This is a genomic window from Paenisporosarcina antarctica, assembly GCF_004367585.1.
Lineage (GTDB): Bacteria > Bacillota > Bacilli > Bacillales_A > Planococcaceae > Paenisporosarcina > Paenisporosarcina antarctica.
The window spans coordinates 928,452-942,202 of sequence record NZ_CP038015.1; the positions used below are offsets into that span (position 1 = coordinate 928,452).

Here is a 13,751-nt window from a genome sequence, read left to right on the forward strand (position 1 = left end):
ATTTACTATGGGGCGTGAATTCGTAGAAATATTTGATGAGTGGGTACATTCTTATGATGAGTCAGTTTCTGGCAAAGATCCTGAATATCGTGATGTATTTACAAAATATGATGAAATTCTTTTGGCAGTTGCAAAAAAATCTTTTGGTACGGTTGTTGAATTTGGTACAGGTACTGGCAATTTAACGGCGAAGTTAATAGCAGCCGGTTATTCGGTTATTGGCATCGAACCAAATGCTGCGATGCGCACTGTAACAGCGAAACGGTTTCCTGAATTGACGATAGTAGATGGTGATTTATTAGTTTTTGAGGCACCTCAAAAAGTCGATACGTTTGTTAGTACGTATGTATTTCACCATTTAAAAGATCCTGATAAAGAAAAAGCTTTATCCTTATATGCTAGTTTACTACCTATTGGTGGTAAAATTGTATTTGCAGACACAGTATTTACGTCTGAAGAAGCAAAACAAGCTCAGATTTCAAAAGAACGTGCACGTGGTTTTAACAATGTAGCAGACGACTTGGAACGTGAATACTACACTACGATTCCTATTCTTACAGAAACATTTGAAAAAGCAGGATTTACTGTTCAATTTGAACAGATGAATGACTTTGTGTGGCTAATGGATGCAATTAAAAAATAAGGAGTGGAACCGATGAAACAGATGAATGTTGAAAGTTTTAACTTGGACCATACGAAAGTAATAGCTCCATATGTACGATTAGCAGGACAAAAACTAGGCATAAATGGCGATGAAATTTTAAAATATGATATTCGTTTTAAACAACCAAATAAAGAACATATGGAAATGGCTGGGTTACATTCTATTGAGCATTTAATGGCTGAAAACATCCGTAACCATACAGATAAAGTGGTAGATATGAGTCCAATGGGATGCCAAACTGGATTTTATTTGGCCGTTATCAATCACGACAACTACGAAGAAATCTTAATCATTTTAGAAAAAACATTGGAAGATGTTTTGCAAGCAACTGAAGTTCCAGCTTGTAATGTGTTGCAATGTGGATGGGCTGCTAACCACAGTTTAGAAGGAGCAAAAGACATCGCACGCGATATGTTAGCGAAGAAAGATGAGTGGCGTACGGTATTTGCGGAGGAAGCATAATGAATGTATACGGTAGCGTTCATGAACTGATTGGGAATACTCCAGTCGTAGAAATTAAAAATATCGACATTCCAAATAACTGTCGTATTTTTGCTAAGCTTGAGTTTATGAACCCAGGTGGTAGTGTAAAAGATCGTTTAGGAGTGTCTTTATTAAAAGATGCTGAGGAATCGGGTAAACTGCAACCAGGTGGAACAATTATAGAGCCTACAGCAGGTAACACAGGAATCGGTGTAGCTTTAGCCGCAATCGGTAAAGGCTACATAGTTAAATTTGTTGTTCCACAAAAATTCAGTATGGAAAAACAAACATTAATGCGTGCACTTGGTGCTGAAATAGTAAATACACCGACTGAACTTGGAATGAAAGGTGCCATTAAAAAAGCTGAGGAGCTCGTAAAAGAAACCCCGTGTGCTTTTTCACCGTCACAATTTTCCAACCCAGCAAACCCGGAAACTTACGTTCACACATTGGGACCTGAACTTTGGCGTGATTTAGACGGTCAAATTGACGTCTTTGTCGCAGGAGCAGGTTCTGGTGGAACATTTATGGGCACTTCAACGTATTTGAAAAGCCAGGATTCTAATATTAAGACGGTAATTGTTGAACCCGAAGGATCCATTATAAATGGAGGAGACCCAGGTTCACATTATACGGAAGGCATAGGCATGGAATTTTTGCCAGCCTATATGGACAAAGAGTATTTTAACGCCATTCATACCGTTACTGATAAGAATGCTTTTGCAAAACTACGAGTGTTGGCTAAAGAAGAAGGTCTTCTTGTTGGCAGTTCTTCAGGAGCCGCGTTTTATGCTGCTCTAGAAGAAGCGAAAGTTGCCAAACCGGGCAGTCATATTGTAACTATTTTTGCTGACTCAAGTGAACGTTACTTAAGTCAAAATGTCTATGAGTTATTAAAGGAGGACGATTTAAAATGAGACTTAAAACGAAATTAATTCACGCCGGAATCGTTGGAGATGAAACAACAGGAGCCGTCTCTACTCCGATTTACCAAGTAAGCACGTATAAACAAGATGCTGTTGGCGATTTCCGTGGATACGAATATTCACGTACAGGTAATCCAACTCGTCATGCACTTGAAGTATTAATTAGTGATTTAGAGGGCGGCCATGCAGGCTTTGCTTTTGGATCAGGAATGGCAGCTATCAGTTCTGTGATGATGTTATTTAATGCGGGCGATCATATTGTCATGACAGACGACGTATACGGTGGTACATACCGTGTCATGACAAAAGTATTAAATCGTTTCGGTATTGAATCAACATTTGTCGATTCTTCAAATGCTGCTGAAGTAGAAGCGGCAATTCAAGAAAACACGAAAGCAGTCTTTTTAGAAACACCGACCAATCCTTTATTGAAAGTAACGGACATCGCAGAAATTTCAAAACTCGCGAAATCAAAAGGATTATTAACAATTGTTGATAGTACATTCATGACGCCTTACTTGCAACAACCGATCTCACTTGGTGCAGACATTGTTTTGCATAGTGCAACGAAGTATATTGGTGGTCACAGTGATGTTGTGGCTGGTTTAGTTGTTGTTGCGACAGAAGAGTTAGCGATAGACTTGCATACCGTCCAAAACTCAGTGGGTGCGATTTTAGGGCCACAAGATTCATGGTTACTTATTCGTGGATTGAAAACACTAGGTATTCGTATGGAAGAAACCAATTCAAATGCGATTCGTATTGCCGAGTTCTTAGTAGCACATGATGCAGTAGGAAAAGTGTATTATCCTGGTTTAGAAACTCATACGGGCCATGACGTTATGAAGAAACAAACGACCGGTTTTGGTGGGATGATTTCGTTTGACGTGGGAAGCACTGAAAAAACAACGCAATTATTGAAAAAATTACGTTATTTCACATTAGCTGAAAGTCTAGGGGCAGTTGAAAGTTTAATTTCTGTTCCAGCTCAAATGACGCACGCTTCAATTCCTGCAGAGCGTCGTCAAGAATTAGGGATTGTTGACGGGTTAGTTCGTATCTCTGTCGGTATCGAGGATATAGAAGATTTACTTGAAGATTTAGAGCAAGCACTAGCTTAAAGTTGGTGAAAATACAAAAAAATCTATTTAAAAGATAAAGAAGCTAATCACCTACTAAATATAGGTAATTAGCTTCTTTTTTGTCTTTATGAATATATTTCCTTAATATTTTTGGACTTTTCCGCAGTCTTATTTATTAGGGAAAGTTAAAATCCAAACATTATATCTAAGGATACTTAGTGATTTAAAAGGTAAGTACTACAATTTTATTCTTGGGCTGTTAAGTATTACTTCATTCGGCTATAAGGATTTATTTACAGACATTTATATAAGTAACAGGCGTCACTTTGCGGCTTTTTGTTATTTTCCTTTAAACATAGGTTTGCGTTTTTCACCAAAAGCAATTAATGCTTCAACGCGGTCTTCTGTTGGAATGGTTATTTCATAAGCTTTACGTTCAATATTTAAACCAGTATGCAAGTCAGCGTTCATGCCATGTTTAATAGCAAATTTCGCTTGTTGCAAGGCAATCGGTCCGTTCGCAAGCATCATATCAGCAAATTTTCCTGTTTCGTCTAGTAAACTATTCTCTGAAACCACTTTTGTCAAAATACCATAAGACAAAGCTTCTTCCGCTTTTAATCGACGAGCAGTTAAGATTAATTCTAATGCTTTTGCTTCTCCAATTAAGCGAGGTAAACGCTGAGTACCACCTGCTCCTGGAATAATTCCTAAGCTCGTTTCGGTTAAACCGAGTACAACATGGTCAGCTGCGATGCGGAAATCACACGCAAGCGCTAGTTCCATTCCTCCACCAAATGCGTAACCGTTCATCATAGCTATCGTAGGTTGAGGTAAGTTTTCAATTGTTGAAAACACTTCCCCTATTTTATAGATATTACGTTTTACTTGTTGCTCAGTTAATGTTTTCCGCTCTTTTAAGTCTGCCCCAACGCTAAATGCTTTTTCTCCAGAACCTGTGAAAATAACAACGCGAATGTCTGGATTAATACGAATGGACTCTGCTATATGACCAAGATCACGCAGCATTTCATAGTTAAAGGCGTTCATAGAATCAGGTCGGTTTAATGTGACGATGGCTAAATTTCCGTTTTGTTCGTAGCGAATGGCTTCCATAATAATTCCTCCTTATGTTGTTCACAATATAGAAATTTTTTCTCTTACAAAACATATCACTATTTGGACGTTGTTACCATCTCTCTCTATAATGAATTCAAGGGAGGCTCTCGAAATGGATCGTTTAGCAATCTATCGGATTTATCGCATTGTCTGGATGTCCGTAAAATTTTTCACACAAGTAACGCTTTTTCAGCGTCGATATAAAGGACGTTTTACACCTGTAGTAAACGAAAAATGGGAACGTCTTGTGACAAAACAAGCGAAAGAATACAAACGTACTGCGCTTAAACTAGGCGGGCTAATGATTAAAATGGGGCAGTTTTTATCCACACGTGCTGACATTATGCCGCCTTCATTTATAGAAGAACTAGAAGGATTAACAGATCGTGTGCCTGCTGTTCCTAGAATGAAAGCCATTGCTCTTCTAGAAGAAGAGTGGAATACGTCACATACCGATTATGTCACAAATTTATCTGATAAACCGGTCGCATCTGCATCTATTGGCGAAGTCTACAAAGGTATGTTAAAAGATGGCACACCTGTAGCTGTTAAAATTCAACGCCCAGATATTGATCGTATTTTACGCTCTGATTTCCGTGCAATGAAAATTGTCATTTGGTTAGCCAAACGCTTTACGGCATTTGGTAAACAAATTGATTTTAACTTATTGTATAACGAAATGGTTGATACGATTGGTGCAGAGCTTAATTTTTTGCAGGAATTGCGTAATGGTCGTAGTTTTTCCGATCGTTTTAAAGCGATGCCTGGTGTTCGTTTTCCTGTTTATTATGATGAATTTTCTACACGTCGTGTCCTTGTAATGGAATGGATTGAAGGAGCACGTATCACTGATCTTGCATTTATTGACGCGAATGGAATAGATCGTCGCGATTTATCGGAGCGATTATTCCAGTTATTTTTAGAACAAGTATTAAACGGCGGACAATTTCATGCTGATCCTCACGGCGGAAATATACTAATTAAGCCAGATGGTACGATTGTATTAATTGATTTTGGGATGGTAGGATCCATTACTACAGATGAAGCACGTTCTGTATTGAAAGTCGTCGAAGGGATCATTTTTAAACAATACGAGCAAGTATTAGATGGTTTAGAAGAATTACGGTTCTTGTTGCCTCAAGCGGATCGTCGAATACTCGCTGACGCAATTTCACGAGTAGTTGCAGCTTATGAATCGGAAGAATTAACACAAATGGATAGCTTTGTTGTGGATCGATTACTAGATGATATAAAAGGAATTGTTCGTACACAACCTGTGCAACTTCCTGCAGAATTTGCCTTTTTTGGACGAGCTGTTTCAACGCTTATTGGTGTTCTCCACGTTCTTGATCCAAAGGTTGATCTACTGGCTATTGCCCGACCACGCGTTTTGGAATGGGCAACGACACAAAAAGGTGGAGAAAAATCATTTTCAAAAGAAGATTTGCTGCGTCTTGCTTTAAATGCGGTTGGTCCATTACGTTCCCTCCCACAAAAGATTCTAACTTTTTTAGAAGAACCGACACGAATGCGCGAATATATCCAAGTACGAGATACACGAGAGCAAGTAGAGCGCGCACGACTACAAACACGCATGTTTGCAGGAACCGTTGCAGTGTTATCGTTAGCCTCAACATTGTTTGGAGTTTGGAATGAACATATTCCGCTAATTGCTACATCTGGATTTTTCTTTTTGATAGCAGCCTTTGTTTTTAAAGGGAAATCACCTAAATAATTTAAAGCCATCTCCTTGTGAGGTGGTTTTTTTACAAAATAAGAAAGCATATAAATTTAGTGAGCCATGAATCCAGTATTCCCGGTATTTTAAGGAGTAGGTTCTAGTATGATACCGCTGATTTGCGCTCCAGGCGGAGAGCCTCCTCAGGCCAACACGATGTTGGTCACAAAGGCGTTGTCACATGATGTGACGTTCTTAGCCTTTGTTCCACTTAGCGCTCCACTGCGGGGTCTCACCTGTCCCGCTAATCCCGTAGGAAAGATATTGGACGAACTGTCATTGCGACGAGTAACCGCAGGAGCACATGCTTTTTTCGCCTTCCGCTTCAATCAAGTAAATGTTTTCGAATGGATCATAAAAGAAAATACAACTTAAAAAGAAGGGATTGCAGAACAGTGGTTTGCATGATGAACACTGAAATTCTGGTATTTTGAGCAAGTATTTCTCTTTTTAGAAATAGGGTAGAAGAAGTATTCCTTCTAGCTGTGTATCGCTCAATATTTCAAATAATTGTGACTAAAAATAGAATTTGTTGCAATGATGGATAAATTCAAACTAGTTGATTGAATCGCAGGTGGCGACTTCTGCGGGAAAAGCTTGAGCTGAAGGCCCCGCAGGAAAGATGCTGCCCAAAAGCCAGTGTCTTTGCAGTGAAGAGGAGACTGAAGCCAAGCACGTGAAAAGCGTCCACTGTAGCGGAAATAAACGGGTTTCTATGGTTACCCTTCTTAAAGGACCGGGCGTACTTTGCCCGGTTTTTTTGTGTCTTTTTAGGTTGGACAATTCTATCTATCTCATATTCAAGTTAACCTGAAGTGAGATATAGCAAGGCTTTTAATGAAAAATCCCCTAAATTCCCACTTGTAATTTCTTAAAATGAGCGTAAAATATAAAATACGAACAAATGTTCTTTAAGGAGGCAGGAAGATGCCACTCATTCCATCCAAAAGTTTACCTTATTTCGAGAAAATGATTTATTTGCCCATGGTGTTAACCATTTTAGAGCACGACCGAGAATCTGTGGAAAAAGGTTCCTTCAAATTGAAGAAACCTTATGTTGCGATGATTAATCATGCCGTAAAAGTAGCACAACGTGATGTGAAAGATACTAAATTGTATTTGCGTCAACATAATATGAAAGTCATTCGTGGCAATCGCGATGACACTTTTACGGAATATGTTTTTTATCATAGTGGGTATGAAGAACATCGTCGATATTTAAATGTGCGCTTGCGTAATAGGGTAGAGGAGCTACTTGGTGTGTATTTGTCGATTGCAAAACAAGTGAATTGATATAGATATAGGGAAAGAAAGGGGAAGCGAAAGTAAAAAAAGCCCTCTCAAAAAACAAAGGGCTTAAAAAATATATGTACTATCTTTTAGTTTTTTTATTAGGTGACATAAGTATTGACTGAGAAAAAGGATGGTCAATTTTATTGCTCCTATTTTGGAATTCATCTGCAAGGAAATGGGAAAGCGAATATTGTCTGTACATCGTTGAACGAGATACATTTACCGGGAGAACAATTGAGTTGGTGAAATGCACTAAACATTGTTTGTGAGAGTCAAGAGAAAACCATTTGACAGCAGAAAAAGAAATCCAAATATTCCCTTCAGATTCTGCAGAAAGAGTCGGAAACATTACTAAAGGAACTCCATAATCACGCGAAATCAAAAGAGGTGTTTTGTGTACACGCCCAATCGCTTCGCGAGAAAAAAATGTAGCTTGTTTAAACGTATTACCATAAAAAATAAGCGATTTTTTAATAATGGAACTTGGCTTCATTTTTACTAGAAATTCAGTATGATTTTCTAGTACTCGGGTGTAAAGTTTATTCTCAATTCGAATTGGTACAAGTGCAATTGTATTGAATGAAACAAGGTAATTCGATGCTGCTGAACAGTTTTTATCCATAAGTCACATCCCCTATTTTAGACTACAAATTCTATTGTAGAGAAATATTGGGATTATGCAATATTATTTTATTAATAATTAAAAATATTTAGAAGAAAATAAATTATAGGGAATTTTCAGAAAAAACATTTGCAAATTTATAGTATTATTAATTATAATAGATAAAAGGCATCCGAGGTGATTGCAATGGATAAGTACTATTCATATGCTGATTTTCTAAAAGCGATGGGGCGAAATCAAACCGTTAGTGAAGCGGAAAAACTGTTGAACGATATCTACATGGATTTGTTTTTAAATCATGTACATCGAGAGCAACGAAAAGAACGCTTGCTTACCTTGATTGATGGTGCGCTCGATCAAAAAGATGAGGGGTCATTTGTAACGTATGCAAGCGAACTACGTCAATTGCATCAAGATAGTGTGTAATAAGTATTTCTATAGACATGTGATTCATCCGCTCTTTTCGAAGAGCGGATTTTCTTTATGTCTAGTTCTGAAGTTGAACTAATAAGGGGCTTTCGCTTTTCATGTTGTAGGTTCCATCACAGGTGTCGATCAAGCCCAACTTTTAGTTTCTTTAGTCTAGTTCCGACCGCCAGCCCGCACCTAATCTTGGGCAAATAGGGTGTGGCTGATGAAGGAGTCGCAACAAGATTTCTTAGCCCTGCATTTTGGTTTCCTTCCTATACTCATTCGCAAACAGGTTTCCGAGTCGTTTCTTCTAGCCAGTGTCGAGCTCAACACTGGCGCTCTCCACTTTTCTTTCAAAAAAACATACGTTCGCTTTTTGTTCGTATTCAATTGGGGAATATGATAAAATATAAACAATAAATAAAAATAATTTAACACAGATAAAATAGACATTTACGCTTTTAATAAGGAGAGGAAACCATGGAACAATCTTTTGATTTGCAGGCTCCTTATAAACCAGATGGAGACCAACCACAGGCGATTCGTGAATTATTAAAGGGAATAGAAGAAGGTAGAAAATATCAAACTTTGCTCGGTGCGACGGGTACTGGCAAGACATTTACCGTTTCTAATGTAGTAACAGAAATAAAAAAACCTACACTGGTCATGGCCCATAATAAAACACTTGCTGGACAACTGTATAGTGAGTTTAAAGAGTTCTTTCCTAATAATGCGGTGGAGTATTTCGTTAGTTTCTACGATTACTATCAACCGGAAGCTTATATGCCTCAAACTGATACGTATATTGAAAAAGACTCCAGCATTAATGAAGAAATTGATAAGCTACGTCATTCTGCGACGTCGGCTTTATTCGAACGTGAGGATGTCTTAATAGTCGCATCTGTTTCATGTATATACGGGTTGGGTAATCCTGAAGAATACCGCGAGATGGTCTTATCACTACGAATGGGTATGGAAATCGAACGCAATCAATTGCTTCGTCGACTAGTGGACATCCAATATGAACGAAATGATATAAACTTTATGCGTGGAAAGTTCCGTGTACGTGGAGATGTTGTTGAAATTTTCCCAGCTTCTCGAGATGAGCGCTGTATACGAATTGAATTTTTCGGGGACGAAATTGATCGAATTCGGGAAGTGGATGCTTTAACTGGTGAAATCATCGGTGAACGTGAACATGTTGCGATTTTCCCTAATTCCCACTTTGTTACTCGTGAAGAAAAATTGTTAAAAGCAATTGAAAACATTGAAATTGAATTAGAACAACAACTAAAGGTTCTTCGCAGTGAGGATAAGTTATTAGAAGCACAGCGGTTGGAGCAACGTACTCGGTACGACTTAGAGATGATGAGAGAGATGGGCTTTTGTTCAGGGATTGAAAACTATTCACGACATTTAACACTCAGAGAGCCAGGGGCCACACCCTATACATTGCTTGATTACTTCCCAGATGACTTCTTAATGGTGATCGATGAAAGCCACGTGACATTACCGCAAGTGAGAGGGATGTTCAACGGTGACCAAGCACGTAAGAAAATGTTAGTAGAACATGGCTTCCGTTTACCGTCTGCAATGGATAATCGACCGTTAACATTCCAAGAATTTGAGGGGCATATGAGTCAAGCAATTTTCGTTTCAGCCACACCAGGGGCCTATGAATTGGAACACACACCAGAGATGGTTGAGCAAATTATTAGACCAACAGGACTGTTAGACCCTACAATCGATATTCGCCCTAGTGAGGGACAAATTGATGATTTAATTGATGAAATTCGTCAACGTTCAGAACGTAATGAACGTGTGCTTGTTACCACATTAACGAAAAAAATGTCTGAAGATTTGACCGATTACTTAAAAGAAATTGGAATCAAAGTAAACTACTTACACTCAGAAATAAAAACACTTGAACGGATTGAAATTATTCGAGAACTTCGAATGGGAGTTTATGATGTATTGATTGGAATCAATCTGCTGAGAGAAGGGTTAGACATACCAGAAGTGTCGCTCGTAACCATATTAGATGCAGATAAAGAAGGGTTTTTACGTTCTGAACGCTCACTCATTCAAACAATGGGACGTGCTGCTCGAAATGCAAATGGACATGTCATCATGTATGCTGACCGCATGACGGATTCGATGACGAAAGCGATTGGAGAAACAGATCGACGTCGTAACATTCAAATCGAGTATAACGAGAAACATGGAATTACACCTAAAACCATTCAAAAGAAAATTCGCGATACTATTCGTGCATCTCATAATGCAGAAGAAACATCTAGTTATATGGAAAAAGTGACAAAAGGTAAGAAGTTAACGAAAGATGAGAAAAAGTCGCTGTTGTTAACGCTAGAAAAAGAAATGAAGGACGCAGCGAAGGCGCTCGATTTTGAACGCGCTGCCGAACTTCGCGACACGATTTTGGAACTGAAAGCGGAAGGGTGAAGCGAATTGAAAAAACAAGAAATTCGTATACAAGGTGCACGTGCACATAATTTAAAAAATATAGATATAACCATTCCACGAGATAAGCTTGTCGTTATGACAGGGTTGTCTGGTTCTGGTAAATCATCACTCGCTTTCGATACCATTTATGCAGAGGGGCAAAGACGTTATGTCGAATCGTTATCAGCCTACGCACGTCAGTTTTTAGGGCAAATGGACAAGCCCGATGTGGATGTAATTGAAGGTTTGTCGCCTGCAATTTCTATCGATCAAAAAACGACAAGTAGAAACCCACGCTCTACAGTAGGTACTGTAACCGAGATTTACGATTATTTACGTTTATTATTTGCTCGTGTAGGAAAGCCAATATGTCCCAATCATGGAGTGGAAATTTCTTCCCAAACTATCGAGCAAATGGTTGATCGTTTAATGGAATTCCCTGAACGTACACGTATGCAAATTTTAGCACCAATTGTCTCTGGTCGAAAAGGGACCCACGCTAAAATGCTAGAAGATGTGAAAAAGCAAGGCTATGTACGTGTTCGAGTAAACGGTGATTTAATGGATTTAGATGACGATATTAATTTAGATAAAAATAAAAAGCACGATATTGAAATTGTTATTGACCGGGTTGTAATAAAAGAAGATATCGCCGCAAGACTTGCTGATTCTTTGGAATCTGCACTGAGACTTGCAGATGGACGTGTATTAATTGATGTCATGGAACACGAGATATTGTTGTTTAGTGAACATCATGCTTGTCCTATTTGTGGATTTTCAATAGGTGAACTAGAACCACGTATGTTTTCATTTAACAGTCCTTTCGGTGCGTGTCCTGAATGTGATGGTCTTGGTACGAAGCTAGAGGTTGACCAAGAACTTGTCATACCTGATTGGTCAAAATCGTTAAACGACGGTGCTATTGCCCCGTGGGAACCAACAAGTTCGCAATACTATCCACAACTATTAGCTGCCGTATGCAAGCATTATAAAATAAATATGAATAAGCCTGTTGACAAGTTGCCAAAAGATCAAATAGATAAAATTATTCATGGATCCGGTACAGATAAAATTCGATTCCGATACGAAAATGATTTCGGACAAGTTCGAGATAATGAAATATATTTTGAAGGTGTTTTAACAAATATCGAACGTCGTTATAAAGAAACGTCTTCGGATTATATTCGAGATCAAATGGAAAAGTATATGGCCAAACAAGCATGTCCAACATGTAAGGGATATCGCTTAAAGCCGGAAACATTAGCTGTAAAAGTTGCATCACTTCATATCGGACAAGTAACGGCATTTTCTATTCAAGAGGCCGATACATTTTTCAAATCACTCGAATTATCTGAAAAAGACATGCAAATTGCGCGACTCATTTTACGTGAACTCCACGAACGACTTGGTTTCCTTCTTAATGTTGGTTTAGATTACTTAACGTTAAGTAGGGGTGCGGGTACGTTATCAGGCGGTGAGGCTCAGCGCATTCGCTTGGCAACTCAAATCGGTTCACGATTAACGGGAGTACTTTATATATTAGATGAACCTTCAATTGGATTGCATCAGCGTGATAATAATCGACTGATTTCCACACTTAAAAATATGCGAGATATTGGTAACACTTTAATTGTTGTTGAACACGATGAAGATACGATGATGGCTGCGGATTATTTAATAGATGTAGGTCCTGGAGCAGGAGTTCATGGTGGTGAAATCGTGGCAGCTGGAACACCAACACAAGTAATGAAGAACACTAAGTCCATTACAGGTCAATATTTAAGTGGCAAGAAATTTATTGCGCTTCCAGCAGAACGTCGAAAACCAGATGGTCGAATAATTTCGATTAAAGGGGCGACGGAAAATAACTTAAAAAATGTTGCGGTGGATATCCCGCTTGGTATCTTTACTGCTGTTACGGGTGTATCAGGTTCAGGGAAAAGTACGTTAATCAATGAAATTTTGCATAAATCACTCGCACAAAAGTTAAATGGTGCTAAAACAAAACCAGGACAACATAAAGAAGTGACTGGTATCGAACAGCTTGAAAAGGTTATTGATGTTGACCAATCACCGATTGGGAGAACACCAAGATCAAATCCAGCCACATATACAGGCGTTTTCGATGATATTCGTGATGTTTATGCATCAACGAACGAAGCGAAAGTACGAGGCTACAAAAAAGGCCGGTTTAGTTTCAACGTTAAAGGTGGGCGCTGTGAAGCATGCCGAGGAGACGGCATTATTAAAATTGAAATGCATTTCTTACCTGACGTATATGTTCCGTGTGAAATTTGTAATGGAAAGCGTTACAACCGTGAAACACTAGAAGTGAAGTATAAAGGAGAAAATATTGCGGACGTATTAAAAATGACTGTTGAAGATGCACTTAAATTCTTTGTAAACATTCCAAAGATTAGCCGTAAACTTCAAACAATCGTCGATGTTGGATTAGGATATATGCAACTGGGTCAACCGGCAACGACGTTATCAGGTGGTGAAGCACAACGTGTAAAATTGGCTTCTGAATTACACAAACGCTCGAATGGAAAGTCCTTCTATATATTAGATGAGCCGACAACCGGATTACATGCACATGATATTGCACGTTTACTTGAAGTGTTACAGAGATTAGTGGAAAACGGGGACACGGTATTAGTTATCGAGCATAACTTAGACGTTATTAAAACATCGGATTATGTAATTGACTTAGGTCCTGAAGGTGGCGATAAAGGGGGAGAGATTTTAGCTGTAGGAACTCCTGAAGAAATAGCCAAAGTGAAGAAGTCATATACGGGTCACTATTTAAAGCAAATACTCGACCGCGACCGTAAACGCATGGATGAACAAATAAAAAAAGCCTCAACAAAGAGAAAGACAAAAAAAGAAGCAGTTTTGATAAAATGAAACCTTTTTTGCTTTTAAACCGTATGTATAAGAGAAGAACAAA

At 38.6% G+C, this 13,751-nt stretch carries 11 protein-coding genes; 9 read left to right on the forward strand and 2 right to left on the reverse strand.

The window, feature by feature from the left end; all coding sequences use genetic code 11:
• Positions 1-7: 7 nt before the first annotated feature.
• The 4 genes from E2636_RS04645 to E2636_RS04660 are packed head-to-tail and all read left to right on the forward strand — an operon-like array spanning position 8 to position 3,194.
• Positions 8-643, forward strand: coding sequence for a class I SAM-dependent methyltransferase (locus tag E2636_RS04645; protein ID WP_134209179.1), 636 nt, complete (start codon positions 8-10; stop codon positions 641-643).
• A gap of 12 nt (positions 644-655) precedes the next feature.
• On the forward strand, positions 656-1,126 hold the full coding sequence (locus E2636_RS04650) for an S-ribosylhomocysteine lyase (protein WP_134209180.1): 471 nt from the start codon (positions 656-658) through the stop codon (positions 1,124-1,126).
• Positions 1,126-2,064 carry a PLP-dependent cysteine synthase family protein gene (locus tag E2636_RS04655; protein ID WP_134209181.1) on the forward strand — a complete coding sequence of 313 codons (939 nt, stop codon included), beginning with the start codon at positions 1,126-1,128 and terminating at the stop codon, positions 2,062-2,064. The genes E2636_RS04650 and E2636_RS04655 overlap by 1 nt, the downstream gene beginning before the upstream one ends.
• Positions 2,061-3,194, forward strand: coding sequence for a bifunctional cystathionine gamma-lyase/homocysteine desulfhydrase (locus E2636_RS04660; protein WP_134209182.1), 1,134 nt, complete (start codon positions 2,061-2,063; stop codon positions 3,192-3,194). The genes E2636_RS04655 and E2636_RS04660 overlap by 4 nt, the downstream gene beginning before the upstream one ends.
• Positions 3,195-3,494: 300 nt before the next feature.
• Here E2636_RS04660 and E2636_RS04665 read toward each other — a convergent pair whose 3' ends face one another.
• Positions 3,495-4,271: an enoyl-CoA hydratase-related protein gene (locus tag E2636_RS04665; protein ID WP_134209183.1), complete on the reverse strand. Its 777-nt coding sequence runs from the start codon at positions 4,269-4,271 to the stop codon at positions 3,495-3,497.
• A 115-nt stretch (positions 4,272-4,386) separates the two neighbouring features.
• On the opposite strand from E2636_RS04665, the gene E2636_RS04670 reads away from it, so the two are divergent.
• Both E2636_RS04670 and E2636_RS04680 read left to right on the forward strand, forming a co-directional pair.
• Positions 4,387-6,009 (forward strand): ABC1 kinase family protein, encoded by a 1,623-nt coding sequence (locus E2636_RS04670; protein ID WP_134209184.1) that lies wholly within the window; start codon positions 4,387-4,389, stop codon positions 6,007-6,009.
• A 930-nt stretch (positions 6,010-6,939) separates the two neighbouring features.
• Positions 6,940-7,305 carry a YhjD family protein gene (locus E2636_RS04680; RefSeq protein WP_134209186.1) on the forward strand — a complete coding sequence of 122 codons (366 nt, stop codon included), beginning with the start codon at positions 6,940-6,942 and terminating at the stop codon, positions 7,303-7,305.
• A 79-nt stretch (positions 7,306-7,384) separates the two neighbouring features.
• Here E2636_RS04680 and E2636_RS04685 read toward each other — a convergent pair whose 3' ends face one another.
• Positions 7,385-7,927, reverse strand: coding sequence for a competence protein ComK (locus E2636_RS04685; protein WP_134209187.1), 543 nt, complete (start codon positions 7,925-7,927; stop codon positions 7,385-7,387).
• Positions 7,928-8,113: 186 nt separating this feature from the next.
• Here E2636_RS04685 and E2636_RS04690 point away from each other — a divergent pair, with 186 nt between their 5' ends.
• The 3 genes from E2636_RS04690 to uvrA all read left to right on the forward strand — a co-directional run bounded on the left by E2636_RS04690 (position 8,114) and on the right by uvrA (position 13,708).
• Positions 8,114-8,353, forward strand: a complete 240-nt coding sequence (locus E2636_RS04690; RefSeq protein WP_017379195.1) for an IDEAL domain-containing protein — start codon at positions 8,114-8,116, stop codon at positions 8,351-8,353.
• Between the two features lie 465 nt (positions 8,354-8,818).
• A complete protein-coding gene (uvrB, locus tag E2636_RS04695; protein ID WP_134209188.1) occupies positions 8,819-10,801 on the forward strand; it encodes an excinuclease ABC subunit UvrB in 1,983 nt (660 codons plus the stop codon).
• Between the two features lie 6 nt (positions 10,802-10,807).
• The gene (uvrA, locus tag E2636_RS04700; RefSeq protein ID WP_134209189.1) at positions 10,808-13,708 is read left to right on the forward strand and encodes an excinuclease ABC subunit UvrA; all 2,901 of its coding nucleotides are present in this window, start codon (positions 10,808-10,810) and stop codon (positions 13,706-13,708) included.
• Positions 13,709-13,751 lie beyond the last annotated feature (43 nt).

Excerpts from the sequence above, each read along its gene's own strand:
- E2636_RS04660 (WP_134209182.1), top strand. The coding sequence starts at position 2,061 with ATGAGACTTAAAACGAAATTAATTCACGCCGGAATCGTTGGAGATGAA.
- E2636_RS04650 (WP_134209180.1), top strand. The coding sequence starts at position 656 with ATGAAACAGATGAATGTTGAAAGTTTTAACTTGGACCATACGAAAGTA.
- E2636_RS04680 (WP_134209186.1), top strand. The coding sequence starts at position 6,940 with ATGCCACTCATTCCATCCAAAAGTTTACCTTATTTCGAGAAAATGATT.
- uvrB (WP_134209188.1), top strand. The coding sequence starts at position 8,819 with ATGGAACAATCTTTTGATTTGCAGGCTCCTTATAAACCAGATGGAGAC.
- E2636_RS04685 (WP_134209187.1), bottom strand. The coding sequence starts at position 7,927 with ATGGATAAAAACTGTTCAGCAGCATCGAATTACCTTGTTTCATTCAAT.
- E2636_RS04670 (WP_134209184.1), top strand. The coding sequence starts at position 4,387 with ATGGATCGTTTAGCAATCTATCGGATTTATCGCATTGTCTGGATGTCC.
- E2636_RS04665 (WP_134209183.1), bottom strand. The coding sequence starts at position 4,271 with ATGGAAGCCATTCGCTACGAACAAAACGGAAATTTAGCCATCGTCACA.
- E2636_RS04690 (WP_017379195.1), top strand. The coding sequence starts at position 8,114 with ATGGATAAGTACTATTCATATGCTGATTTTCTAAAAGCGATGGGGCGA.
- E2636_RS04645 (WP_134209179.1), top strand. The coding sequence starts at position 8 with ATGGGGCGTGAATTCGTAGAAATATTTGATGAGTGGGTACATTCTTAT.
- E2636_RS04655 (WP_134209181.1), top strand. The coding sequence starts at position 1,126 with ATGAATGTATACGGTAGCGTTCATGAACTGATTGGGAATACTCCAGTC.